The following is a 25,994-nucleotide window of genomic DNA, read 5'->3' as shown; positions in this document are numbered from 1 at the left end:
AGACCACTTGCGTCGCGTTTCAATATGTATATACATAATCGCCATCCTTTCAAATGGAAAAGATGATGGGTGGAGCAAACGGGAAGAGCGGCCTTCGTGTCTGGCGCAATGCGCGCCTGGCAACCATGGCCGACGGCACGGCTGGCCTCGGCATTGTCGAGAAAGGCGCGATCGCCGCGCGCGATGGGCTTATTGCCTATGCCGGCGCCGAAGCGGACATGCCGGCGGCCCTCGGGCAGGGCGCCGAGACCGTAGATTGCGAGGGTCGCTGGATCACGCCGGGCCTGATCGACTGCCACACGCATCTTGTCTATGCCGGCAACCGCGCCAACGAATTCGAGATGCGGCTGGCAGGCGCCACCTATGAAGAAGTCGCCAGGGCAGGCGGCGGCATCGTGTCCTCGGTCAAATCGCTGCGCGCGGCAAGCGAGGACGAACTCGTTGCCCAGACGCTGCCGCGCCTCGATGCGCTGATGGCCGAGGGTGTCACGACCGTAGAGGTCAAATCGGGCTATGGCCTCGATCTCGACAATGAGAAGAAGTCGCTGCGTGCCGCCCGGCGGCTGGCCAATGAACGCCCCGTCACCGTCCGCACGACGTGCCTCGCCGCCCACGCACTGCCGCCCGAAGCCAAGGGCGACAGGGACGCTTTTATCGATATGGTTGCCAAGCAGATTGTACCAGCGGTTGCCGCCGAGGGACTGGCCGATGCGGTCGACGGTTTTTGCGAAGGCATAGCGTTCTCACCGGAGCAGATGGTACGCGTTTTCGATGTCGCCAGGGCCTTGGGTTTGCCGGTCAAGCTTCACGCCGACCAACTGTCGAACCTGCATGGCGCCGCGCTTGCCGCCAGCTATGGTGCGTTGTCCGCCGACCATCTCGAATATACCGATGACGCGGGCGCCGCCGCGATGGCGAAGGCCGGCACTGTGGCGACCATCCTGCCCGGCGCCTACTACTTCATCCGCGAAACAAAAAAGCCGCCTGTCGACCTGTTCCGCCGCCATGGCGTGAAAATGGCGGTGGCGACGGACAGCAATCCCGGTACCTCGCCGCTCACCTCGCTGTTGCTCACCATGAATATGGCCGCGACGCTCTTTGGCTTGACCGTCGATGAATGCCTTGCCGGCGTCACCCGCGAGGCCGCGCGTGCGCTTGGCCTTTTCGGCAAGGCCGGCACGCTGGAAGCCGGCAAATCCGCCGACCTGGCGATCTGGGACATCGAGCGCCCCGCCGAACTCGTTTACCGCATGGGCTTCAACCCGCTCCATGCCCGCATCTGGAGAGGACAATGACCGAACTGACCCTGAAGCCCGGCAATGCGACGCTGGCCGACTGGCGCGCCATCTACCGTGGCGCCGTGCCGAAGCTGGATGACGCCTGCCGTCCAAAAATCAAGGCGAGCGCCGAGGCCGTCGCCAGGATCGTCGCCAAGGGCGAGCCGGTCTACGGCATCAACACCGGCTTCGGCAAACTGGCCAGCGTGCGCATCCCGGCGAGCGATCTCGAGACCTTGCAGCGCAACATCGTGCTGTCGCACGCCGCCGGCGTCGGCGAGCCGATGCCGGTCGCAATTGCCCGCCTGATGATGGCGCTGAAACTTGCCAGCCTGGCGCAGGGCGCCTCTGGTGTGCGCTCCGAAACCATTGAGTTGCTGGAAGCGATGCTTGCCAATGACGTCATCCCGGTGGTGCCGGCGCAAGGCTCAGTCGGCGCGTCCGGCGATCTTGCGCCGCTCTCGCATATGACGGCGGTGATGATCGGCGTCGGCGAATGCTTTACCCCGCATGGCCGCTTCCCGGCCAAGGTCGCCTTCGTCTCGCACGGTCTGGAACCTGTGACGCTGGGCGCCAAGGAAGGTCTGGCGCTGCTCAACGGCACGCAGTTTTCCACCGCCTATGCGCTCGCCGCCCTGTTCGAGGCCGAAGTGCTCTACCAGTCGGCGCTGGTCGCCGGCGCACTGTCGACCGATGCCGCCAAGGGGTCCGACGCGCCTTTCGATCCGCGCATTCATCTCCTGAGAAAGCACCGTGGCCAGATCGAGACGGCGGAGGCGCTGCGCAATCTGATGGCCGGCAGCGCCATCAGGGAATCGCACCGTGTCGGCGACGAGCGCGTACAGGATCCCTATTGCCTGCGTTGCCAGCCACAGGTCATGGGTGCGGCACTCACCGTGCTGCGCCAAGCGGCCGACACGCTAGGCACCGAGGCCAATGGCGTCACAGACAATCCGCTGATCTTCGCCGAGGATGATACCGCGCTCTCCGGCGGCAATTTCCACGCCGAGCCGGTGGCCTTCGCCGCCGACATGATCGCGCTGGCCGTCTGCGAGATCGGCTCGCTGTCGGAACGCCGCATCGCCATGCTGGTCGATCCGGCGCTCTCCGGCATGCCGGCCTTCCTGACGCCCAAGCCCGGCCTCAACTCCGGCTTCATGATCCCTCAGGTGACGGCGGCGGCACTCGTTTCGGAAAACAAGCAGAAGGCCTATCCGGCCAGCGTCGATTCCATCCCTACCTCGGCCAACCAGGAAGACCACGTCTCGATGGCCGCGCACGGCGCGCGCCGGCTGATCGGCATGGTCGAGAACGCGACCGCAGTGATCGGCATCGAATTGCTGGCCGCCGCACAGGGCTGCGATTTCCACCAGCCGCTGGCGTCGAGCAATGCGCTGGAAGCGGTACGCAAACTGGTCCGGGCCGAAGTGCCGCATCTCGACAATGACCGGCATTTCCACCCCGACATGGAAAAGGCCATCGCCATGGTCCGCAGCGGTGCTACGGTCAAGGCTGCCGGCGCGGTGATGCTGCCTTCGATCTCGGGAGCCTGACATGACCGACTGGCTGACAGTAACGGAAGGCACGGCACCCCTTTTGGTGTCGATCCCGCATACCGGCACCGATCTCGCCGGAATCGACAACCGGCTGGTCTCGCCGTGGCTCGGCCGCCGCGATTGCGACTGGTGGATCGACAATCTTTACGATTTTGCCGCCGGTCTTGGCGCGACGGTTGTGCATACGTCGATCTCGCGCACCGTCATCGACGTCAACCGCGATCCCTCCGGCGCCTCGCTCTATCCGGGGCAGACGACGACGACCCTTTGCCCGACGGAGACATTCGACGGCGATCCGCTCTATAACCCGGGTGAAGAGCCGATGCCGTCGGAGATCGACCACCGCCGCATAGACTATTTCGTGCCCTACCATCAAATGCTGGCTGCCCAGGCCATCAGGCTGCGAGGCCTGCACGAAAAAATCGTCATCTACGATTGCCACTCGATCCGTTCGGTGCTGCCGCGTCTCTTCGACGGTACGCTGCCGGTCTTCAACCTCGGCACCAATGACGGCCAGACCGCCGACCCGACGCTGCAGAACCTGGTCGGCCAGATCATGGCCGAAAGCGGTGAAAGCTATGTCATCAACGGCCGTTTCAAGGGCGGCTGGATCACGCGTTACTTCGGCAATCCGCAAGGCGGCTACCATGCGTTGCAGATGGAGCTTGCCGATCGCGGCTATCTGCGCGAGCCCGAGGGGAAGGGCGAGCCGGACAATTGGCCGGTGCCTTATGACGCCGAGTTTGCCGCGCCGATGCGCGCCACACTGACCAAAATCCTTCAAACCGCCATTGACTGGGCCGGGCGCTGACCCGCCGCCATCCGAAAGGGACAATGATGAACAATCCTCGCCACAACATCCGCGAAGTCCGCGCACCCCGCGGCGACAAGCTCAACGCCCGCTATTGGACGACCGAAGCGCCGCTGCGCATGCTGATGAACAATCTCGATCCCGAAGTCGCCGAGAACCCCAACGAACTGGTCGTCTATGGCGGCATCGGCCGGGCGGCGCGCACCTGGAACGATTTCGACAGCATCGTCGCCTCGCTGAAGACGCTTGGCGAGGACGAGACGCTGCTGGTGCAGTCGGGCAAGCCGGTCGGCGTGTTCCGCACCCACGCCGATGCGCCGCGCGTGCTGATCGCCAACTCCAATCTCGTGCCGCATTGGGCGACCTGGGACAAATTCAACGAGCTCGATAAAAAGGGCCTGATGATGTACGGCCAGATGACGGCCGGCTCGTGGATCTATATCGGCACGCAAGGCATCGTGCAGGGCACCTACGAGACCTTCGTCGAGGCCGGCCGCCAGCACTATGGCGGCAACCTCAAGGGCAAGTGGATCCTGACCGGCGGCCTCGGCGGCATGGGCGGCGCGCAACCACTGGCCGCCGTCATGGCCGGCGCCTGCTGCCTGGCCATCGAATGCAATCCGGACTCCATCGATTTCCGTCTGCGCACCCGCTATGTCGACGAGAAGGCCGAGACGCTCGACGAGGCGATGGAGATGATCGAGCGCTGGACCAAGGCGGGCGAGGCGAAGTCCGTCGGCCTGCTCGGCAACGCCGCCGAGATCGTGCCGGAAATGTTCAGGCGCGGCATTCGCCCCGACATGGTCACCGACCAGACTTCGGCCCACGACCCGATCAACGGCTATCTGCCGAAGGGCTGGACCATGGCCGAGTGGCGCGAGAAGCGCGTCAGCGATCCGAAGGCGGTCGAGAAGGCGGCGCGGGCTTCGATGCGCGAACATGTTGAGGCGATGGTGGCGTTCTGGAACGCCGGTGTGCCGACGCTCGACTATGGCAACAACATCCGCCAGGTCGCCAAGGACGAAGGGTTCGAGAACGCCTTTGCCTTCCCCGGTTTCGTGCCGGCCTATATCCGTCCGCTGTTCTGCCGAGGCATTGGCCCGTTCCGTTGGGCCGCGCTCTCGGGCGATCCCGAGGATATCTACAAGACCGACGCCAAGGTGCGCGAACTGACGCCTGGCAACACCCATCTGCACAATTGGCTGGACATGGCGCGCGAGCGCATTGCTTTCCAGGGTCTGCCGGCGCGCATCTGCTGGGTCGGCCTTGGCGACCGCCACAGGCTCGGTCTTGCCTTCAACGAGATGGTGGCCAAGGGCGAACTCAAGGCGCCGGTCGTCATCGGCCGCGATCACCTCGATTCCGGCTCGGTCGCCTCGCCGAATCGCGAGACGGAAGCGATGAAGGATGGCTCGGACGCCGTGTCCGACTGGCCGTTGCTCAATGCGCTGCTCAACACGGCGTCGGGCGCCACCTGGGTGTCGCTGCACCATGGCGGCGGCGTCGGCATGGGCTTTTCCCAGCATGCCGGCATGGTCATCGTCGCCGACGGTACGCCCGACGCCGCCAGGCGCCTGGAGCGCGTGTTGTGGAACGATCCGGCGACCGGCGTCATGCGCCATGCCGATGCCGGCTACGACATCGCCATCGAGTGCGCCAAGGAGCACCAGCTCAACCTGCCCGGCATTTTGGGGTGAGAAGCGTCCGGCCGCAGGCAGGCGAAAAGCCGCAGAATCGGCTTTTCGAGTTTCGAACGCCCGTAGCCATAGCGGAGGGCTAGGCCATGCGCATTCTTCGTGCCGCCGACTACCGCGTCATGCCGTGGAAGAACGGCGGCGGCACGACCACCGAGATCGCCGTCTCGCCTGAAGGCGCCAGCCTCGACGGTTTCGACTGGCGCGTCTCGATGGCGCGCGTCGAGGGCAGCGGGCCGTTTTCCAGCTTTGCCGGCATCGACCGCACGCTGTCGGTGCTGGAAGGCGAGGGGATCGTGCTCGATGTCGCCGGCCGTCCGGCGGCGAGACTGACACCGGTCTCCGCGCCTTTTGCTTTTCCTGCCGACCTGCCGACCAGTGCGGCCCTGATCGGCGGTCCGATCACTGACCTCAACGTCATGACGCGCCGCGGCCGCACGCTGCACTCGGTCGAGCGCGTGGCGATTTCACAGCCTGTGGACGTTGCGACAGGGATCGGCCCGACCCTGATCCTTTGTCGCATGGGCGAGGCTATTTTCCGCGAGGCTGGGTCAATTCGCCTCGGACCGCTTGACACGATGCTGATCGGGCCGGAGGCTCCTGTCCTGAAGGTTGAGCCGGCTCGGGATACAACCCTGTTCATCATCCGGATAACCACCGCTGCCTGACGCTTTCGCGTCAACGGTTACCGCCTGTTTCCAAACATGATCGCAACGCCGGCGAAATATAGCGTAAGCTCCTGCCGGCATCACGAAAAAGCCCGAATCCTCTCCGTCGATCGAACCGACGGGAGCGAGGGGCGCTCGTCTTTGAGTTTGGTCGAAAGATGACGCCCTGTCGTGGTGCGGAAACAAACTTTCGGCATAGGGGTTGATGCAACCAATTGCATTTGAACCGGTTTTAGGGCCATTGCCGTGGCGGTGACGCCGCTGAGTGCCCGCTTACGGAATTTTCAATGAATATTCAGACGAATCCTGCCCAGATCGAGAAGACAAGCGCGAGCTTCCCGGCCATCACGGAAGAGCCGATAAGGTCGACATTCCTGCCCGAGGAGCGCCTGAAGCTGCTCGGCGAAAGCCTGGCCAAGGGCGATCTCGCCGACCTGTTCGGCCTGATCCCGTTCGACTTCCAGGCCCGCATCCGCGACAGCGCCAAGAAGATCCTCGAAGTCTACCGTTCGACCAATGCGGCGCAGGCCAAGGGTGAAACCATCACCCCGGCCGCGCAATGGCTGCTCGACAACAACTATCTGGTCGAGGAGACCATTTTCCAGGTGAAGCGCGACCTGCCGCGACGCTTCTATCGCCAGCTGCCGACGTTGAAACTGCCCGATGGCGGCACCGTGCCGCGTGCGCTGGCGCTGGCCTGGACCTATGTCGCGCATTCGGACAGTTCCGTCTCGGCGACCATGTTCAAGTCCATCGTCCAGGGTTTTCAGTCGGTAGAGCCGCTTAAGATCGGTGAACTCTGGGCGCTGCCATCGCTTCTGCGCTTCGTGCTGATCGAAAATCTTCGCCGGTTGGCCGTCAGGGTCAATCGCACCCGCCAGATGCGCCAGATCTCAAACGATGTGGCTGACAAGGTTCTGGCGACCGACGATAGCGCCGACCGCCAGGCAATCCTGGCCAATTTCAGCGCCCATGCGCAGGACACCACCTTTGCCACGCAGCTTCTCTACCGCTTGCGCGATGGATCGCAGAATGCCGGCAAGGCCCTGGAATGGCTGGAAGGCGAACTCGAAAAGACCGGCTCCGATGCCGAGGAGATCATCATCTCCGAGCATCACACGCTGTCCAGCGGCAATGTGACGACCGGCAACATCATCCGCGGCCTGCGCCTCATCAACGACGTCGACTGGACAGTGTGGTTCGAGGGTGTCAGCCGCATCGACACGGTGCTGCGCGAGCGCACCGATTTCGCCGCGCTCGACTTCTTCTCGCGCGATCAATACCGCACCGCGATCGAGGAACTGGCGCGCCGCTCGAACCTGTCGGAATACCGTGTCGCCGAAAAGGCGATCGAACTGGCTGACCAAGCGGTTGGTGAACAGGCTGCCGACGAACAAGCATCGGCCGGCGGTGGCGACGGTTCCGCTCCAGCGCCGTCCGTGCATACCGATGTCGGCTTCTTCCTCGTCGGCCCGCGCCGTCTCGAGCTGGAAAGAGCGATCGACTATCGACCCACCATCAGCCAGACGGTCAAGCGGGCTTTCACCAAGACCGGATGGCTTGGCATCGTCCTGCCGGTCTTCGCGCTGACGGCGCTGCTTCTTGTCCTCACCGGCAATGCGTTGGCCAATCTCGGCCTGTCGGTGACCTCGATCGTGCTGATGCTGGCGCTGTTTGCCGTGCCGGCGAGCGAAGGCGCGCTGGCCTTCTTCAACACCGTTGTGTCGCTGTTCCTCAAGCCGACGCGCCTGATCGGTTACGATTACAGGCACGGCGTGCCGCCCGAGGCGCGCACGCTGGTGGTTGTGCCTTCGCTGATCGGCTCGCGCGACGATGTCGAGGAAAACATCCGCAACCTCGAAGTCCATTACCTCGCCAATCTGGTGGACGAGATCCATTTCGCGCTGCTGTCGGACTGGCCCGACAGCAAGATCGAGATCGACGCTGCCGACACCGAGATCCTCGAATATGCCCGTGCCGAGATTGCGCGCCTCAACGCCCGTTATCCCTCCGAAGGCGCGCCGCGCTTCTACATCCTGCACCGCCGCCGCCTCTTCAACGCGGCTCAAGGGGCCTGGATGGGCTGGGAGCGCAAACGCGGCAAGCTGCATGAGCTAGACCTTTTGCTGCGCGGCGACAGCGACACCACTTTCCTGCCGCTCGACGTGCCGCTTCCGGAAAAAGTCGTCCACGTGATGACGCTCGACGCCGACACGCGCACCACCCGCGATGCGGTGGCGAGCCTGGTAGGCAAGCTCTGCCATCCGCTCAACCGCCCGCATTTCGACGCCGCCAAACGCGTCGTCACCGCCGGCTACACGATCCTGCAGCCCCGCATCACCGCTTCGCTGACATCTGGCGACGAGGCCTCGTTCTTCCAGCGTGTGTTCTCTGCCAACCGCGGCCTCGACCCCTACGTCTTTGCCGTCTCGGACCTCTATCAGGACGTCTTCAGCGACGGGTCCTTCACCGGCAAGGGCCTCTATCACGTCGATGCTTTCGAAGCCGCCCTGCAGGGTCGCATCGAGGAAAACACCGTCCTCAGCCACGATCTGCTCGAAGGCGCGCTGGCGCGCGCAGCACTTGTGACCGACGTCGAACTGGTCGAGGACTATCCGACCCGCTACTCGGTCGACGCCTCGCGCCACCACCGCTGGGCACGTGGCGACTGGCAGCTTCTGGGCTTTATCCTCGATCCGCGCTCCGGCGTTCCGGCCCTGTCGCGCTGGAAGATGGTGGACAATTTGCGCCGCTCGCTGACGCCGATCTTCTGGGTGATGGCGGCGATCGCCGGCTGGACCTTGCTGCCCTTCACGCAGGCCGCGCAATGGCAGGCCTTGCTGATCCTTAGCCTGTTCATGGCGCCGACCTTCGACGTCGTCAACGCCATCCTGCCCAAGAGCGGCGACCAGACGCCGCGCGGCCATTTCTCCGCGCTGGCGCGCGACGTCGCCTTCGGCACCGCCATGGTGGCGCTGAAGATCGTGCTGATGGCGCACAACGCCTGGATGATGGGCGACGCCATTGTGCGCACGCTCTACCGGTTGTTCGTCAGCCGCCAGAATCTCCTGGAATGGCGCACCGCCTCCCAGGCGCACAAGGCCGGCGACAACGATGTCGGCTCCTACTACGGCATGATGTACGGCGCCGTGATCATCGGTTTTGTCGGCCTGGCCATTCCGGTGCTGGCCGATTCCACCGGCGCCTTCGTCGCCTTCTTCTTCGCCCTGTTCTGGATCGGCTCGCCGGCGATCGCCAGCTGGATCAGCCGCTCGGCGGAAACCGAGGACCGGCTGCGCATATCACAGGCCGATATCCACACGCTGCGCACCGTGGCGCGGCGCACCTGGCATTATTTCGAAAGCTTCGTCACGGCGGAGCATCACAATCTGCCACCGGACAATTTCCAGGAAAGCCCGGCACCGGTCGTGGCGCCGCGCACGTCGCCGACCAATGTCGGCGTGTATCTCCTGTCGGTGGTCTCGGCGCGCGATTTCGGCTGGATCAGCCTGTCGGATGCCATCACCCGCATCGACGCTACCATGACGACCATTGAGAGCATGCCGCGCCACCGCGGCCATCTCTTCAACTGGTACGATACCACGACGCTGAAGCCGCTCTACCCGCTCTACATTTCGGCTGTCGACAGCGGCAATCTCGCCGGCCACCTGGTGGCGGTGGCGGCGGCCTGCGCCGAATGGGCGGAGGCGCCTTCCGTTCACCTCCAGGGCGACTTCGAAGGCATTCTCGACACGGTTACGATCCTGAGCGAAAGCCTCGATGAGTTGCCCGACGACCGTCGTCAGCTCAGGCCTCTGCGCCAGCGTCTTGTCGATCGCCTGGACGGTATGCGGCGTGCCGTCGAGACGATCAAGGCGCAGCCGGAAATGGCCTCGATCCGCACCATCAACCTCGCCGTGCTGGCGGGCGAGATCCGTAAGCTGGCCACCGCCATCCACACCGAGGCGGCCTCGGCCCAGAGCGACGTCATCGTCGACTGGGCGGCGCGGCTGGAAGCCACTTGCGAGGCGCACGTCCACGATGCCCACAGCGACGACAACGCCGTCGAAGCGCTGCGCGCCAAGCTGCTGACCTTGCGCGAGCGCACGCGCCGTTTCGCCTTCGAGATGGAATTCGCCTTCCTGCTGCGGCCGGAACGCAAGCTGTTGTCGATCGGCTACCGCGTCGAGGAGCACCAGCTCGACGAAAGCTGCTACGACCTTCTCGCCTCAGAGGCGCGGCTGACCAGCCTGTTCGCCATCGCCAAGGGCGACCTGCCGACCGAGCATTGGTTCCGGCTCGGCCGCCCGATCGTCGAGATCGGCTTCCAGGGCGCGCTGATGTCCTGGTCGGGCTCGATGTTCGAGTATCTGATGCCGCCGCTGGTGATGAAGGAGGCACAGGGCTCGATCCTCAACCAGACCAGCAAGCTGATCATCAAGCGCCAGATCCAGTACGGCCGCCAGAAGAACGTGCCATGGGGCATCTCGGAAGCGGCCTACAACGCCCGCGACCGTGAACTGACCTACCAGTACACCAACTTCGGCGTGCCCGGGCTTGGGCTGAAGCGTGGCCTGGGCCAGAACACGGTGATTGCGCCCTACGCCACCATCCTGGCGGCGCAGTTCAACCCGCGCGAAGCCGTGCAAAATCTGGCGCGTCTGCGCGACATCGGTGCGCTTGGCCCGCACGGCTTTTACGATGCGGTCGATTTCACGCCGCAGCGTGTGCCTGAAGGCACCAACCATGCGGTCGTGCTGAATTACTATGCGCACCATTCGGGCATGTCGATCGCGGCGGTCGCCGACGCGATCTTCGAGGGTCGCCTGCGCGACCGTTTCCACAGCGATCCCGTCATTGAATCAGCCGAACTCCTGCTGCAGGAAAGGGCGCCACGCGACATCCCGACAGCGACCGTCAGGACCGAAGCCGACGAGCGTGCCAAGGACGAGACCGAAACCGAGAGCCCCGACACCCGCATCGTGCTCGATCCACTGCGGGCGCTGCGTTCGACCAACGTGATGTCGAACGGCCGTTATTCGGTGATGGTGACGGCAACCGGTTCCGGCTACAGCCGCTGGGGCGATCTTTCCATTACCCGCTGGCAGCCGGACCCGGTCGAGGACCGTCTGGGCTCCTACATCTTCCTGCGTGACGTCAGCACGGGCGACTGGTGGTCGGCCACGGCGGAGCCGAAGCGCGCGGCCGAGGAGAAGGTGCAGACCCTGTTCTCCGACGACAAGGCGAGCTTCGTCAAATTGGTCGGCACGTTGCGCTCCGAGGTCGAATGCATCGTCATTTCAGAAGGCAATGGCGAAGGCCGCCGCATCACGCTCTACAATGAAAGCACGTCCGATCGTTTCATCGAGGTGACGTCCTTTGCCGAACTGGTGCTGGGTTCGGAGGCTTCCGACAACGCGCATCCGGCCTTCTCGAAGATGTTCGTGGAGACCGAGATCGCCGCCAACAACGGCGCGATCTTCGCCACGCGCCGCAAGCGCGAAACCAGCGAGCCCGATATCACGCTGGCGCATTTCGTCACCGATCCGTCCGGACCGGCGCGCGATGCAGAGGCCGAGACGGACAGGCGCGCCTTTATCGGCCGTGGCCGCTCCATCGTCGATGCTGCCGCCTTCGATCCGGGCGCCAGGCTTGGCGGCCATTCCGGCTTCACGCTCGATCCCATTGCCTCGCTGCGCCGCCAGGTGCGCGTGCCGGCCAACAAGAAGATATCGCTGACCTTCTGGACCGTGGTCGGAGCCAACCGCACCGAATTGGACGAAGCGATAAACCGCCTCGACCATCAGGAGAGCTTTGCCCGCCAGGCCATGCTCGCCTGGACGCGCAGCCAGGTGCAGACCCGCCACATGGGCCTCAGCCTGACCGATGCCGCCAATGTGCAGAAGCTGGCGCGCTATCTGATCTACCCCGACGCGTTCCTGCGCCTGCCGGCTGAGTCCATTGCATCCGGCCTTGGCAAGCAGTCGAGCCTGTGGCCGACCAGCATTTCGGGCGATTTCCCGATCTTCCTGGTCAGGATCGGCGACGTCGCCGATCTGGAGATCGTCGCCCAGGCGCTGCGCTTCCAGGAATACATGCGCACCCGCGGCATGATGATCGACTTCGTCGTCGTCAACGAGCAGGCCTCGTCCTACGTCCAGGACCTGCAGCGCGCGGTCGAGACGCTGTGCGAAAACAGCCGCCTGCGCGGCAAGGAGCTCGGGCCTCGGCAGCACATTTTCGCGGTGCGCCGCGACCTGATGGAAGAGACCACCTACAAGACGCTGCTCGCGGTCGCCCGGGTGGTTCTGCACACCCGCAACGGTACCATCTTCGATCAGATCGAGCGGGCCGAGGCGGCTGCCCTGCAGGCGCGCGACACGCTTGTGCCGTCTGGATTGCCGGCTCCGCGCGAAATCCCGGCGCCGACGGCGCATGCCTTCGCCTCGCAGCCCGTGGCGGATGTCCGCGCCGATGGCACGGGTCTCAGTCAATGGAACGGCTTTGGCGGTTTCGACGGCGACGGACGGCATTATGTGGTGCGCTTGGCCGGCCGGCGCACCACGCCGCAGCCCTGGATCAACGTCGTCTCGAACCCCTCGTTCGGCTTCCACACCTCCGCCGAGGGAGCAGCCTTCACCTGGAGCCGCAACAGCCGCGACTACCAGTTGACGCCGTGGTCGAACGATCCGGTCTCGAACCGGCCGGGCGAGGGCGTCTACATCTACGATCAGGCCAGCGGCAGGGCGTTCTCGCCGATCGCCGCGGTGGTGCGTGATCCCTCGATGACCTACGAGGCCTGGCACGGCCAGGGCTTCTCCACCTTCCGCTCTAAGCGTGGACCCTTATCGATGGACCTGACCCATGTGGTCGACCCCGTCGATCCGGTGAAGATCACGCGGCTGCGCATCCAGAATTCCGGCTCGGTGCCGGCGCGGCTGCGTGTCTACGCCTATGCCGAATGGGTGCTTGGCGGACACCGGTCGCGCACGGCCGCTACCATTGTGCCGTCGCGCGACGCGGCGACAGGCGCGTTGCTGGCGCAAAACCCCTACGGGCTCGATTTCAGCGAGCGGGTGGCTTTCCTCGCTGCCGATGCCGCTGTTCATTCGGTGACGACGGATCGCTCCGAATTCCTTGGTCGGCACGGGTCCAGCGAACTGCCGCAGGCGGTGCTGAGCGGTGCGGCGCTGTCGGGTCGTGTCGAGGCTGGAGACGATCCTTGCGCGGCGATCGCCCGCGATGTCGAGATCCCGGCCGGCGGCGACGTCACGCTGCTCTGGCTGCTTGGCGATGCCGATACCCCCGCCCAGGCGAGCGCGCTGGTGCAGACGCATCGGGGCAAGGATTTCGACCTGCGCCTGGCCGACAATGAGCGCGAGTGGCGCGGCTTCCTCGACACCATCCAGGTCGAGACGCCGGACAAGGCGCTCGATGCCATGGTCAATCACTGGCTGCCCTATCAGAGCCTTGCCTGCCGCATCCGCGCCCGCTCGGCCTTCTATCAGGCAAGCGGCGCCTTCGGCTTCCGCGACCAGCTGCAGGACACGCTGGCGCTGCTGGCGCATGATCCGACGCTGGCGCGCGACCAGATCCTCAATGCCGCGCGGCGGCAGTTCCCGGAAGGCGACGTGCAGCATTGGTGGCTGCCGCGCACCGGAGCCGGTGTGCGCACCATGATCTCCGACGACGTGGTCTGGCTGGCCCACGCCACGGCGCGCTATCTGACCGTCACCGGCGACGCCGCTATCCTCAAGGAGCAGTTGCCCTTCATCGACGGGCAGGCGCTGGGCGAGGGAGAGCACGACGCCTTCTTCACTCCCGAAATCTCGAAGAAGACCGTGTCGCTCTACGACCATTGCGCGCGTGCGCTCGACCTGGCCATCAAGCGCAGCAGTCCTGCCGGCCTTCCGTTGATCCTGGGCGGCGACTGGAACGACGGCATGAACCGCGTCGGCGAGCACGGCAAGGGTGAGAGCGTGTGGCTGGGCTGGTTCCTGCTGAAGACGCTGGGCGACTTCGCCGCCGTCGCCAAGGGCGAAGGCGACAGCAAGCGCGCGCAGGCCTGGGCAAAGCATGCCGAGGGGCTGAAGCGGGCGCTTGAGAGCACGGCATGGGACGGCGAGTGGTACCGGCGCGGCAGTTTCGACGACGGCACACCTTTAGGGTCGCGCACCTCTGAAGAGTGCCGCATCGACTCCATCGCCCAGTCCTGGAGCGTGCTTTCCGGCGAGGGCGACCCGGCGCGGTCGACGACGGCGATGCAGCAGGCGACCAGCCTGCTCGTCGACGACAAGCTCAAGATCGTCAAGCTGTTCACGCCACCCTTCTCGAAAACGAAGAAGGACCCCGGCTACATCAAGAGCTATCCGCCCGGCGTACGCGAGAATGGCGGCCAGTACACGCATGCTGCGACGTGGTTCGTCATCGCGCTGGCCGAGATGGGGCTGACCGACGAAGCCTATCGATGCTTCTCGATGCTGAACCCGGTCAACCACGCATCCGACGAGGCCTCGGCCGAACAATACCGCGTCGAACCTTATGTGGTGGCCGCCGATATCTATGCCGGAGACGACAAGGGCGGGCGCGGCGGCTGGACCTGGTACACCGGCTCGGCGGGCTGGCTCTACCGTGCGGCGGTCGAAGGCATCCTCGGCATCGAACGGCGCGGCAAGCAGATCACGTTCCGGCCGAAACTGCCCAGCCACTGGGATGGCTACCACGCCACGCTCAAGATGCTGGGCGCCGAGATCAAGGTTCATGTCATTCGCGACAAAAAGACCAAGACGATCTCGCTAGAAGTCGATGGTTCGAAAACAAAGTCCGCTTCATTCGAACCCAAAGCCGGCACTCAGGCCGAGATCGTGGTCAAGATACCGGCGTAAAATCAACAGCTTGGGTTGGTTGCTCGCGCGTCCTTCGGGACGCGCGACGCCGCGTCTTGTTACTTACGCGCGATCCGCGGCTGCGCCGGCAAGATGCCTCCCGATTAAGCCTTGCAATACGGTCGTGATTAAAAATGTGGCAGTGCTCTGCTACTGCCATGATTTTGCCGCAAGGCTGGCATTTCACCTTTTATCTCAAACCGTTAGGTGATCACGTCAGATTTCGCATCGTCGTCATGTTTTGTTCGCTAAATGGGAACGGAAGCGATAGACGGGCATTGTTTTGCGACGCGTCAACCGTTACGTGTCAAGCAATGGTGCAGTGCACAATACGGCATCGAGCACAGTAGAGAATTGGCGGAGTAGCTGAAGTGTCACTTCTGCAGATCTATTGGAGAGCGCTGGGCTATCTGGCCGCCGACAAGAAGCGCGTCGCGCTGATTTGCGGCGCCAATGTCGCGCTCGCCGCCGTCGCCATCCTGGAGCCGATCTTGTTCGGCCGGGTGATCGATGCCATCTCCGAGCATGGCTCGGTATTTTCCACGCTTGCCGTGTGGGCCGGTTTGGGCGCCTTCAACGTCATCGCTTTCGTCCTGGTGGCGCGCGGCGCCGACCGCTTTGCTCACGCCCGGCGCAGCGAAGTGCTGTGCCAGTCCTTCGAGCGCGTGATCACCATGCCGCTCGCCTGGCATCACCAGCGCGGCACGTCCAACGCCCTGCACACGCTGCTGCGCGCCGTTGAGACGCTGTTCAGCCTCTGGCTCGAATTCATGCGCCAGCATCTGTCCACGGCTGTCGCGCTCGTCCTGCTCGTGCCAACGGCGCTCAGCATGGATGTGCGCATGTCGATGGTGCTGCTCGCGCTTGGCGTGCTCTATGTCGGCATCGGCCGCCTGGTGATGAAGCGCACCAAGGCGGGTCAGGCAGCCGTCGAGCGCCACTACCACAAGGTGTTCGCCCATGTGACGGACTCCGTCAGCAACGTCGCCGTTCTCCAGAGCTACAACCGCCTTGGCCATGAGGCCGAGACCTTGCGCCGCTACGTCAAGAACCTGCTCGACGCGCAGAACCCGGTGCTCGACTGGTGGGCCATCGCCAATGCGCTCAATCGCCTGTCGTCGACCATCTCGATGATGGTGGTGCTTCTGATCGGCGCCTATCTGGTGACCCATGGCCAGCTGCGCGTCGGTGATGTCATTGCCTTCACCGGTTTCGCCGCGCTGCTGATCTCGCGGCTCGACCAGATGTCGGCTTTCGCCAACCAGATTTCGGAGGCTCGCGCCAAGCTCGAGGAGTTCTACAAGCTCGAGGACTCGGCCGCCGATACCGCCGAGCCGGATGGCCTGCGCGAGCTCACCAATGTCACCGGCCATGTCCGCTTCGAGGATGTCGGCTTCGAATTCGCCAATTCGGGGCAGGGCGTCAGCGACGTGTCCTTCGAGGTCCAAGCCGGCCAGACCGTCGCTATTGTCGGGCCGACGGGCGCCGGCAAGACCACGCTCATCAATTTGCTGCAGCGCGTTTTTTCGCCGTCCAGCGGCCGTATCCTGATCGACGGCATCGATACCCGCACCGTGACCCGCAAGTCGCTGCGCCATTCGATCGCCACCGTGTTCCAGGATGCCGGACTGCTCAACCGCTCGATTGAGGACAACATCCGCGTCGGCCGTGCCGATGCGAGCAATGACGAGATCCACGCCGCGGCCAGCGCGGCGGCCGCGCAGGACTTCATCCTGGCCAAGAGCAGCGGCTACGACACCGTGGTCGGCGAACGTGGCGGCCAGCTCTCTGGCGGTGAGCGCCAGCGTATCGCGATTGCGCGCGCCGTGCTGAAAGATGCGCCGATCCTGGTGCTCGACGAGGCTACCAGCGCGCTCGACGTCGAGACCGAGGACCGCGTCAAGGAAGCGATCGACGAGCTGCGGCGCGACCGCACCACCTTCATCATCGCCCACCGCCTGACCACCGTTCGCGATGCCGATCTGGTCGTGTTCATGGACAAGGGCAGGGTGGTCGAAATGGGTGGCTTCGCCGAACTGTCGCTGCGCAACGGCCGCTTTGCCAGCCTGCTGCGCGCCGGCGGCCTGCTCAACGACGAGGAAGTCCGCCGCCTCAGCCGCTCCGTGCAGGGCGAGGCCGCGTAACTTTTTTCCCTTCTCCCCTTGTGGGAGAAGGTGGCCTCGCGAAGCGAGGTCGGATGAGGGGTGTTCCAGGGAACACCAACGCCTCACAAGGGGAGAAGGAAAGGCGCTTCCTACCCCTGCGACACCACCGCTCGATTGCCCCGATCGCGCCGGCGGTCTATGTAACGGGGCATGAGCGATACGACTTCACGCCTGACTGGCTGGATGGACCTTGCCAACCCGACGCGCTTCGTTGGGCTGGCCGACAAGGTCGTGCCATGGCTGGCGACGATCGCCGCGCTCGTCCTTGCCGTCGGCCTCTATATGAGCTTCGCCGCGCCTGAGGACTTCCAGCAAGGCATCACCGTGCGCATCATGTACATCCATGTGCCCTTCGCCTGGCTTGCCATGATGTGTTACTCGCTGATGGCGATCTCAGCCCTTGGCACATTGGTCTGGCGGCACCCTCTGGCCGATGTCGCGCTGAAATCGGCGGCTCCCATCGGCGCTGTCTTCACGGCACTTGCGCTGATCACCGGTTCGATCTGGGGCAAGCCGATGTGGGGCACCTGGTGGGTGTGGGACGCGCGCCTGACCTCGGTCTTCGTGCTGTTCCTGATGTATCTCGGCATCATCGCGTTGACGCGTGCGCTCGACGACGCCAGCCGCGCCGCCTGGGCCGCCGCCATCATCACGCTGGTCGGCTTCATCAACATCCCGATCATCAAATTCTCGGTCGACTGGTGGAACACGCTGCACCAGCCGGCCTCGGTGTTCCGCCTCGGCGGCCCGACCATCGACCCAAGCCTGCTTTGGCCGCTGCTGGTCATGGCTGTCGGCTTCACCGTGCTGTTCTTCGCCCTGCACCTGATGGCGATGCGCACCGAAATCCGCCGCCGCCGGGTGATTGCCATGCGGCGGGTGGCCGCCCGGCAGGCGGAGCGGCAGCCCGCTTAGGCCATCAGCCCCCGCGCTGCCACCGGCAGGGTCTCCAGCACCTTGTCACCGTCGATCAGATTGACCTCGTTGAACAGATTGGTGACGACGCAGCAATGATCGGGCACCACGCGCACGCGTTCGCCGATGCGCAACTTCGCGTCGCCGGAAAGCGTGACAGTGCCATGTTCTTCGCTGAGCCCGGTGACCCTTGCGTCGGGGGCGCCGAGCAACTCGCCAAAATCTTTGAGCCCGAGCGTGTCGCTCGACAGCGCCTTGCTGCCACTGTCGAGAATGGCGCGCGTTGCCGTTGGATGGCTGACGACGGTGGCGAGCACCGTCAGCGCGCAATCGTCGAGGGTGCCGACGCCTTTGGCGACCTGATAGCGGTCGAGGTAGATGTAGGTGCCTGGGCGATATTCGGTGACGACGCTATCCTCGCCGGAGCGCCACATGTCAGGCGTGCCGCCGCTGGAGATGCGATCACAAGCGAGACCCGATGCCGCCAGCGCCTGCTTGGCATCCGCAAGCCAGGCTTCGGCTTCGGCCGCGCGGCCGGCCGCCGGATAGGTCATCAGTCCGCCGAAGGCGAGGCCACCGGCCTTGTCGATCAGCCTTGCCAGCGCAAGCGCCTCACCGGCCGTCTGCACACCGCAGCGGCCCATGCCGGTATCGCATTCGACCAGCACCGACAGGGGATGGCCAGCATCAGCGAAAGTGGCGGCCAGTCCTTCCAGCGTCTCCGTGCTGTCCGCCGTCACCGACAGGGTCACGCGGCTGTGCAGCGCCTTCAGCCGTTCCAGCTTGGCGCGGCCGAGAATGTTGTAGGGCAGAAAAATGTCGGACAGGCCGGCGTCGGCCATCACCTCGGCCTCGCCGATCTTCTGGCAGGTGATGCCGACGGCGCCGGCCGCCACCTGCTTCTTCGCCCAATAGGGCAATTTGTGCGTCTTGATGTGCGGCCTGAGTTTCAGCCCGTGCCTGTCGGCATGCGTCTGTGCACGGGCAATGTTGGCTTCGGCGCGCGCGGCGTCGATCAGGATCGACGGCGTATCGAGGTCGTGGACGGTCGGCATCTTCTAATCCTGTGAGAATTCGCAGGGTTTATGAGCCTGAACGTGCTGGATGTCACGCAGCCAGCGTCCCAGACCGCTGGGCCATCCGCGTGTTGCGCAAGGCATGGGAATGGCGAGATGGATCGACACCGTGGCGGTGTTCGGCTATGCGATTTGTCGAAAAATCCACACGAAGGGTCACGATCATGAAACGCTCCGCCATCAACGACATCATCCGCGAAGCCGACGCTTTCATCCGCTCGTTCGGCTACATCATGCCGCCCTTCGCCTATTGGTCGCCTGAGGAGATGAAAGCGCGCCAGGTCGATTCGTCGGCCGTCTTCACCTCGCGGCTCGGCTGGGACATCACCGATTACGGCCAGGAAAAATTCAACGAGCTCGGCCTCTTCCTCTTCACCGTGCGTAACGGCCGCTACGAGGACATGAAGAAGGGCATGGGCATGCTCTATGCCGAGAAGATCATGATCTCGCGCAAGGACCAGCTGTCGCCGATGCACCGTCACAACATCAAGGCCGAGGACATCATCAACCGTGGCGGCGGCAAGCTGGTGCTGGAACTGTTCATGCACGACCGCGATGGCGGCATCGATCCGAAGGCCGAGGTGTCGGTGCCGGTCGACGGGACCATCCACAGGCTGCCGGCGGGCGGCCTGCTGAAGCTCGACCCCGGCCAGAGCGTCACGCTGCTGCCTGGCGTCTGGCATGCCTTCTGGGCCGAGGGCAAGGATGTGCTGATCGGCGAAGTGTCGACCGTCAACGACGACCTCACCGACAATGTCTTCCGCGAGCCGATCGGCCGCTTCTCCAACATCGACGAAGATGTCGCCCCCGTGCACCTGCTGGTGGCCGACTATGAGAAGTGGCTGGGGTAGGCAGGCCAAACTCGGCTTGGCCCCACACTACCGCGCGTGTTTGTCCGCCTTGCGGTTGCCGAGCAGCAGCTTGCGCTCGAGATGTGCCCTTAGATCACCGTAGTAGGCGGTCAAGAAGGCCTTCGAATCGATCGGTTCGACCACCGCGCCGATCTTGCGGCCGATCGTTTCCGCCACGGCCTTCATCGCGGAATAGTCGTCGCGGCGCAGCACTTCTTCCAGCTTGTGCAATTCGGCGATGCCATAGGCATCGAGTTGCGCAGGGCTGAAATGGAAGTGCTTGGCGACCGGGTCCTTTCGCTGCGAAAGATCCTCGACCAACTTGAATTTCGGCGTCTCCACCACCCAGGTTCCGGCAAGCAGGTCGCCAATGCGCAGCCTGTCGCGGTTGAACAGCAGAAACAGCGAAAACAGCAGCGCCCACACAAGGCCGAAAACTGTCGACAGCGTGTCGGCGACGCCGGCGCCGCCACGCGCGGCGACGATCGACAGCGGCAAAAACACCTCGATCTCGCGCATCAGGTTGCGCGCGATGACCTGGTCGAGGGTGAGACCCGCGCCGCTGCGTGACGCGACCCGCACGCCCACGATCCGCTTGCCGGGCGTCGCGGCCCGCCGCCCCGCCTCGAAGGCGATGAAATAGACATTGCGCAGTAGGAAGATGAAGATGATCCAGACGATGAAGAGCGGCTCCGCCTCCCTCACGCCAAGGCCGCCGAAGCCGAAGATGACGACGAGGGTGACAGCAATAGCGGCAGCGACGATGATCACCACATCGAGCAGGAAGGCCGAAGCCCGCGTCCCGGCATCCGCCAGCTTGACCCTGAGGTCGACACCTTCCGGCGTGATCAGCGGCCTTATCAGCTCGGCAGGGTTCCTAGCCGTCGCCATGCCGCACCATCCGCAACAGGTAGAAATAGGCGATCCACAACGCCAGCATGCCTCCGCCAATGGCGTAGCGCGTCGCATCGCTGGTGATCGTCTGCCGGCCGATGCCTTCGAGCAGGCCGGCAAACAGAAGCATAACCATCACGCCGACCATGGCGGTCGCCGCCACCCGCCCGGCCTGGGCCGCGGCCGCCATTCGGGTCAGTTCGCCGGGGAAGGCGATGCGCGTGCCGATGCGCATGCCGGCCGCGCCCGCCAGCGCAATGGCGAACAGTTCCGTCGTGCCGTGGATCGACAGCCAGCCGCCTAGTTCGAAGCCCAGCCCCTTGGCCGCATAGACCTGGAACAGCGCGCCCAGCATGCATCCGTTCATCAGGATGATCAGCACACTCGGCACCGCGAAGGCGAAGCCCAGAGCAAAGGCCAGGATCGCCACCTGTGTGTTGTGGGTAAAGAGATAGGCGGCGAAGCCGGACAGGAAATGGCTGCTGCCGCCATCGTAGAGCACGCTGCGCAGCACTTCGGCCGACGAATCCGGATTGCGCCCGCCAGCAAGGCTGGGGGCGATGATGGCGTCGTACCAGCGCTTGTCGGACGCCACCAGCCAGTAGCCGGCGATGGCGCCGACGACAGTCAGCACGACCGACACAGAGGTCTCGCGCCAGAGATCGCGGATCGCCGCTGGCCAATCACGCAGGAAGAAATCGCCGACGCGCTGCCCTAAGCCTCGACGCGCGCCATAGAGGTAGAAGTAGCCGCGCAGGCTGAGCGCTTCCAGATAGGCGATCAGCGCGCTGTCGAGCGACGTCGCGCGGGCCACCGAGAGCGAGGACAACGCCGAGCGGTAGAGCAATGGCAGCGACAGCAACTCGTCTTCCGAAAGCGTGCGCGGCGCGCGTTTTTCGACGCGCGAAAGCAGCGCCTCGAACGCCTTCCAGTCGGCCTCGCGCTCCTGGCGGAAGCTTGCCAGCGACTGGCGTACGGCATCGGTGCCGGCGGGCAGCGTCATAGGAGATTCTCTTCCTTGAGCTGGATATAACGCTCGACCAGCGCGGGACCGAGCCGCTGATGGTCGGCCTCGATCACATGCGCGCCAAGCAGCCGCAGCCGCCCGATCACCACTTGCCGCTCCCGGAGCAGGCCGCCCGCGGTGACCGCGCGGGCGACATCCTCGGGTTTCGTCGGCTGCATGTCGGCCAGCGTCTCCAGTTCGACATCCTTCATCAGCATGAACAGCACCAGATGCCGCTCGGTCAGCCGGCCGACGGTGCGCAGCATCAGCTCGGCGCTGATCGAGTCGACGAAATCGGTGAAGACGATGACCAGCGAGCGCCTGTCGAGCTTGGCCGCCAATGTCGTCAGCGCCAGGGTGAAATTGGTCTCCGCGCTGGAATAGTCGATCTCGGCCGCGCGCTTCTGGATCATCGTGAAACTCGGCGAGCCGCGCACCGCGCCGCTCGAGACGCGAGGCGTGGCATCGAAGGAGAACAGTCTGACGAGGTCGCCGCCCTTGAGCGCGATGAAGGCCGACAGAAGTGCGGCCGTCACCGCGCGGTCGACCTTCGGCACGCCGTCGACCGGCTCGCACATCAGCCGGCCGCTGTCGATCGCCAGCACGATGTTGTTGTTCTCCTCGACCCTGAACTCGCGCGCCAGAAGCTTGCCGTGGCGGGCGCTGCGCTTCCAGTCGATCATCCGCCGGCCCATGCCTGGCTGATAGTCCTTCAGGGCCTCGAACTCGCGGCCCTGGCCGGCCCGCCTCTGCGCGTGGCCGTCGGCGAGCGCGGAGCGCTGCAGCAAGGTGATGGCCTCGTCGCGTGCGCTGCTGACGTCGGGCAGCACCGCCACCTTGCGGTCCATCGGCAGGACGACCTGGTTCCAGGTCAGCCCGAACGGGCCGTTCCAGCGCAGCCAGACCCGGTCGAAACTGGCAATGCCGCGCCTGCGCGCCGTGAATTCGAGGTCGAGCGTGCCGCCGTTGGCCGGCAACGCGCCGCCTGTGCGGCCGACCGGCTCCACGCGCTGATCGTGGCCGACACGCGCTTGCAGCTTGCGCGCCCGATGGCCGAGGCTGGCGGCGACATGCACGGTAAAGCGCCCGCCGACGCCGACCTGCGGCGGCGCCGACAGACTGGCGCTGAGCGAGGCGCGCCCACGCCCGGCCGCCGCGTCGACCGCGAGAAATGCCAGCAGCGCGCAGATCCACAGCAGGCCCAGATACCAGACATGCGGCAGCGCAAGCGCGATCAGGAAGGCGGGGATCGCCCCGGCCGCTGCTGCCCACACCGCTCTGCCGGTCGGGTAGATCAACGCGGCGCCTCCGTCTGGTCGACGAGATCGGAAACGATCTGCTCGACCAGCCGCCCGTCGATCTGCGCCGCCGGCGACAGGATGACGCGGTGGCGCAGCGCCGGTATGGCAAGCGCCTTGACGTCGTCGGGAATGACATAGGCGCGGCCGTCGAGCGCCGCCCTGGCGCGTGCCGCCCGCGCCAGCATGGCGCCCGCCCGCGGGCTGGCGCCGACCTCGAGGTCCGGGCTTTGGCGCGTGCGGCGCACCAGGGCCGCGATATAGCCGACGACATCGTCGACCAGCGTCACCTCACCAACCGAGGCAAGTGCTGCTTCCAGCGTCTTGCGGTCCGTCTGCGCCTTGATGCCGTATTGCGCGATATCGTGCGAGGCGGTGCCGCCGCCATGATGGACGATGATGGCCTGTTCCTCCTTGAGATCGGGATAGCTCACCCGGTGCTTGAACAGGAAGCGGTCGAGTTGCGCCTCGGGCAGGGGGTAGACACCCTGGTGCTCGATCGGGTTCTGCGTCGCCACCACCATGAAGTTCGGGCTGAGTGCGTGCGTGGTGCCGTCGAAAGTGACGGCGTGTTCCTGCATGGCTTCCAGCAGGGCGGCCTGCGTCTTCGGCGGCGTTCGGTTGATCTCGTCCGCAAGCAAGAGGTCGCAGAAGATCGGCCCGCGCGTCAGCGTGAACTGCCCGCTCTGGAAATTGTAGATGTTGGAGCCGACGATATCGCCAGGCATCAGGTCGGGCGTGAACTGGATACGGCCATAGGCGACACCAAGCGCTTGCGCGAAGCATCGCGCGGTCATGGTCTTGGCGGTTCCTGGCGGGCCTTCGAGCAATATGTGGCCGCCGGCGAACAATGCCGTCAGCATCAGATCGACCGTGTCGCGCTGCCCGGTGATCGCTTTGCCCACTTCTTCCCTGATCGCGGTCGCCAGGGCCTTCACATCATCGACGTTCACCGAGCCTCCTTGTCGTCCAGTCATGCAGCTCCTGCGCTGCTTCATGCATTTGCGCTGGGGTCCTGGCTTCACTCACGGCCTTGAATCGACGGCTGAAGCCCTGCGGTTCGCCGCGGTCGCGGGAATCGAGCCAGCGGTCGAGTGCGTCGCCCGCCAAACCTTGCGGCGCGCCTAGCAGTGCGCCGGCACGCGCACGCACCAGGGTCGCATAACGGTCGCCGAGCTCCCCGATCCGCCCGGCGCGCTTCAAGAGCATCGCCGTGGTATCGACCAGCGCCCGTTTGCCGAAGGCAATCGCCCGGGCCTCGGTGCACGGCGGTCCGAACCGGCCGAGCCCATGCAGGAAGGCAAGCGCCGCCGCCGCCAGCACCGACAGCGTCAGCGCCAGGAAGGGCGGCTCGACCAAAAGCTTGGCAAGGTCGTATTTCTGCCCGACGCCATGCAGCGTCAGGTCGAACATCACCGCGCCCTTGCCGGGCTCCAGCATGGCGATGAGGTCGAGTGCCGCCGCCGCCTTTTGCGGATCCTTCAGCGCTGCGTTGTTGATGAGATCGGGGTCGGTCAGGATGTAGAACGGCTCGTCGTCGAGCTCGGTGAGAACGGCCTTGCCGTTGCCCGCCGCGATCAGGGGGTGGTCATCCGCCACCCATTGCAGGTCTTCTGGCGTGGCGACCATGCGGCCTGCGACGCCGATCTGCCCGACCGAGCTCTTGCCTTCGCCAAGCTTGGCCTTGGCGATGCGGCCGAGCCAGTCGTTGACGACCGTGTCGGGCAGCCGTTCGATCTTCGTCTCCCAGCCTTCATGGTCCTGCATGGGAAAGGTGAACCATTTGGGCAACACGAACAGCGTGGGCTTGCCCGAGCGAAGCTCGATGAGTCTTGCCAGTGCGGCCGGATCGCTGTTTGGCGCGATGGTGACGATCAGCAGGAATTCGGACGCCAGGCCTGAGCTGAGAGCCTCCTCGCTGCGGGCCATGGGTGGCGACTGGCCATTGGCGAGTTTCAGCCATTCGACGAGCCCGGCATAGCCGGAGCCGCCCCTGGAGAGCGGCGTGCCGCCGCCTTCGGGTTGACGAAAATCCGGCGCGTAGGTCGACAGCAGGAAAAATCCCGCCGCCGCCAGCAGGCTGGCAAAAATGCCCCAGAACAGGGTTTTTCGGCTGAACGGCTCCTGCGCGGCTTCGACCATCGGCGCGCTCATGACCAGGCATCCCTGAAGGCGAAGCGCTCATAGGCGCCGCGCGCCTGCTGCCAGCCCTCGGGGCCGACCGGCCGGCGGGCAAACAGCGCCGCCTCGACAATGCGCGCGATCTCGCTGAAGGCGCTGCGTGCCCGCGCCGGCAGCGATGTGGCGCTGGCGATGTCGCGCGAGGTGAGCGACGGGCGCAGGAAGTCGGGCAGCCGACCGGCAATGTCGGCGACGCTGCGGCGAAGCAGAAGATGCACCGCCTCGTCATAGTCGCCGCGCGCGGCGAGCGCGTCGGCTTCGGACAGCAGGATCTGCGCGGCGCCGGCATCCGGGCGCCATGCCTCTTCCGCCTCTGCCTGCTTGCGGGCGCGCCGCCACGGCAGGCGCCAGGCGACGCCCTTGGCTTCGAGGGCAACGAGAACCGCGATGACCGCGACGCCGATGATCACAGCGCCCCAGAACAGGTAGATCATGTAGGGGCCGATCTTCGCCAATACGTCCAGAAAAGGCCGCAGCCATTCCGGCGGCTCGGGCTGCACCAGCGCCGGCAGGTCAAACTGGATGGAATCGTCCGCACGCAACTGCTTGTGTATCTTTGCCAACCATTCGGCGTCTTGCGGCTGTCCGACTGTCACCCGCTCGCCCCTCTGCCTGTGCGGTTCGGCGCCGACACTGGCAACACGCCTGGACAATTGCAAGTCCACTGGACGAAGCCTTTTAATCTTGGCAGATTTACTTTCGAGGCCGGCCGTTTGG

General features: G+C 64.9%; 16 protein-coding genes. 9 read left to right on the top strand and 7 right to left on the bottom strand.

Going from position 1 to position 25,994, the window contains the following annotated elements:
* The first annotated feature begins 65 nt into the window (after positions 1-65).
* From hutI to JG746_RS23130, 8 genes are all read left to right on the top strand, one after another.
* Positions 66-1,295: an imidazolonepropionase gene (hutI, locus tag JG746_RS23165; protein WP_202354833.1), complete on the top strand. Its 1,230-nt coding sequence runs from the start codon at positions 66-68 to the stop codon at positions 1,293-1,295.
* The gene (hutH, locus tag JG746_RS23160) at positions 1,292-2,830 is read left to right on the top strand and encodes a histidine ammonia-lyase (protein WP_202354832.1); all 1,539 of its coding nucleotides are present in this window, start codon (positions 1,292-1,294) and stop codon (positions 2,828-2,830) included. Before hutI ends, hutH begins: the two co-directional genes overlap by 4 nt.
* Before the next feature lies 1 nt (position 2,831).
* The gene (gene hutG, locus JG746_RS23155) at positions 2,832-3,644 is read left to right on the top strand and encodes an N-formylglutamate deformylase (protein ID WP_202354831.1); all 813 of its coding nucleotides are present in this window, start codon (positions 2,832-2,834) and stop codon (positions 3,642-3,644) included.
* Positions 3,645-3,667: 23 nt separating this feature from the next.
* A complete protein-coding gene (gene hutU / locus JG746_RS23150; protein WP_179298042.1) occupies positions 3,668-5,341 on the top strand; it encodes a urocanate hydratase in 1,674 nt (557 codons plus the stop codon).
* 86 nt (positions 5,342-5,427) lie between these two features.
* Entirely contained in the window at positions 5,428-6,006 is a 579-nt protein-coding gene (locus JG746_RS23145; protein ID WP_202354830.1) for a HutD/Ves family protein, read from the top strand.
* A gap of 287 nt (positions 6,007-6,293) precedes the next feature.
* Positions 6,294-14,891: a GH36-type glycosyl hydrolase domain-containing protein gene (locus tag JG746_RS23140; RefSeq protein ID WP_202354829.1), complete on the top strand. Its 8,598-nt coding sequence runs from the start codon at positions 6,294-6,296 to the stop codon at positions 14,889-14,891.
* A gap of 371 nt (positions 14,892-15,262) precedes the next feature.
* Entirely contained in the window at positions 15,263-17,035 is a 1,773-nt protein-coding gene (locus tag JG746_RS23135) for a glucan ABC transporter ATP-binding protein/ permease (RefSeq protein ID WP_202354828.1), read from the top strand.
* A gap of 171 nt (positions 17,036-17,206) precedes the next feature.
* Positions 17,207-17,971, top strand: a complete 765-nt coding sequence (locus tag JG746_RS23130; RefSeq protein ID WP_202354827.1) for a heme ABC transporter permease — start codon at positions 17,207-17,209, stop codon at positions 17,969-17,971.
* On the opposite strand, the gene JG746_RS23125 is transcribed toward JG746_RS23130, so the two are convergent.
* Entirely contained in the window at positions 17,968-19,026 is a 1,059-nt protein-coding gene (locus JG746_RS23125; RefSeq protein WP_202354826.1) for a D-TA family PLP-dependent enzyme, read from the bottom strand. The genes JG746_RS23130 and JG746_RS23125 overlap by 4 nt on opposite strands.
* 185 nt (positions 19,027-19,211) lie before the next feature.
* Here JG746_RS23125 and JG746_RS23120 point away from each other — a divergent pair, with 185 nt between their 5' ends.
* Positions 19,212-19,898 carry a D-lyxose/D-mannose family sugar isomerase gene (locus JG746_RS23120; protein WP_202354825.1) on the top strand — a complete coding sequence of 229 codons (687 nt, stop codon included), beginning with the start codon at positions 19,212-19,214 and terminating at the stop codon, positions 19,896-19,898.
* Positions 19,899-19,925: 27 nt separating this feature from the next.
* On the opposite strand, the gene JG746_RS23115 is transcribed toward JG746_RS23120, so the two are convergent.
* The 6 genes from JG746_RS23115 to JG746_RS23090 are packed head-to-tail and all read right to left on the bottom strand — an operon-like array spanning position 19,926 to position 25,930.
* Positions 19,926-20,789, bottom strand: a complete 864-nt coding sequence (locus JG746_RS23115; RefSeq protein ID WP_202354824.1) for an RDD family protein — start codon at positions 20,787-20,789, stop codon at positions 19,926-19,928.
* On the bottom strand, positions 20,776-21,795 hold the full coding sequence (locus tag JG746_RS23110) for a stage II sporulation protein M (RefSeq protein ID WP_202354823.1): 1,020 nt from the start codon (positions 21,793-21,795) through the stop codon (positions 20,776-20,778). The genes JG746_RS23115 and JG746_RS23110 overlap by 14 nt, the downstream gene beginning before the upstream one ends.
* A complete protein-coding gene (locus JG746_RS23105; RefSeq protein ID WP_202354822.1) occupies positions 21,792-23,096 on the bottom strand; it encodes a DUF58 domain-containing protein in 1,305 nt (434 codons plus the stop codon). Before JG746_RS23105 ends, JG746_RS23110 begins: the two co-directional genes overlap by 4 nt.
* The gene (locus JG746_RS23100) at positions 23,093-24,049 is read right to left on the bottom strand and encodes an AAA family ATPase (protein ID WP_202354821.1); all 957 of its coding nucleotides are present in this window, start codon (positions 24,047-24,049) and stop codon (positions 23,093-23,095) included. The genes JG746_RS23105 and JG746_RS23100 overlap by 4 nt, the downstream gene beginning before the upstream one ends.
* The gene (locus JG746_RS23095) at positions 24,036-25,250 is read right to left on the bottom strand and encodes a DUF4350 domain-containing protein (protein WP_202354820.1); all 1,215 of its coding nucleotides are present in this window, start codon (positions 25,248-25,250) and stop codon (positions 24,036-24,038) included. The genes JG746_RS23100 and JG746_RS23095 overlap by 14 nt, the downstream gene beginning before the upstream one ends.
* Complete coding sequence (locus JG746_RS23090) at positions 25,247-25,930, bottom strand: alkaline shock response membrane anchor protein AmaP (RefSeq protein ID WP_244730398.1); 684 nt, start codon at positions 25,928-25,930, stop codon at positions 25,247-25,249. Before JG746_RS23090 ends, JG746_RS23095 begins: the two co-directional genes overlap by 4 nt.
* Between the last annotated feature and the right edge of the window lie 64 nt (positions 25,931-25,994).

The sequence above is a fragment of the Mesorhizobium sp. 113-3-3 genome (assembly GCF_016756495.1).
In the GTDB taxonomy this organism is placed as follows: domain Bacteria; phylum Pseudomonadota; class Alphaproteobacteria; order Rhizobiales; family Rhizobiaceae; genus Mesorhizobium.
The sequence above is the reverse complement of the archived record's forward strand: the minus strand, read 5'-3'. Positions and strand labels throughout refer to the sequence as shown.

What these genes read in the sequence shown, in the direction of transcription:
- hutI (WP_202354833.1), top strand. Translation starts at nt 66, where the DNA reads ATGGGTGGAGCAAACGGGAAGAGCGGCCTTCGTGTCTGGCGCAATGCG.
- hutH (WP_202354832.1), top strand. Translation starts at nt 1,292, where the DNA reads ATGACCGAACTGACCCTGAAGCCCGGCAATGCGACGCTGGCCGACTGG.
- hutG (WP_202354831.1), top strand. Translation starts at nt 2,832, where the DNA reads ATGACCGACTGGCTGACAGTAACGGAAGGCACGGCACCCCTTTTGGTG.
- hutU (WP_179298042.1), top strand. Translation starts at nt 3,668, where the DNA reads ATGATGAACAATCCTCGCCACAACATCCGCGAAGTCCGCGCACCCCGC.
- JG746_RS23145 (WP_202354830.1), top strand. Translation starts at nt 5,428, where the DNA reads ATGCGCATTCTTCGTGCCGCCGACTACCGCGTCATGCCGTGGAAGAAC.
- JG746_RS23140 (WP_202354829.1), top strand. Translation starts at nt 6,294, where the DNA reads ATGAATATTCAGACGAATCCTGCCCAGATCGAGAAGACAAGCGCGAGC.
- JG746_RS23130 (WP_202354827.1), top strand. Translation starts at nt 17,207, where the DNA reads ATGAGCGATACGACTTCACGCCTGACTGGCTGGATGGACCTTGCCAAC.
- JG746_RS23125 (WP_202354826.1), bottom strand. Translation starts at nt 19,026, where the DNA reads ATGCCGACCGTCCACGACCTCGATACGCCGTCGATCCTGATCGACGCC.
- JG746_RS23120 (WP_202354825.1), top strand. Translation starts at nt 19,212, where the DNA reads ATGAAACGCTCCGCCATCAACGACATCATCCGCGAAGCCGACGCTTTC.
- JG746_RS23115 (WP_202354824.1), bottom strand. Translation starts at nt 20,789, where the DNA reads ATGGCGACGGCTAGGAACCCTGCCGAGCTGATAAGGCCGCTGATCACG.
- JG746_RS23110 (WP_202354823.1), bottom strand. Translation starts at nt 21,795, where the DNA reads ATGACGCTGCCCGCCGGCACCGATGCCGTACGCCAGTCGCTGGCAAGC.
- JG746_RS23095 (WP_202354820.1), bottom strand. Translation starts at nt 25,250, where the DNA reads ATGAGCGCGCCGATGGTCGAAGCCGCGCAGGAGCCGTTCAGCCGAAAA.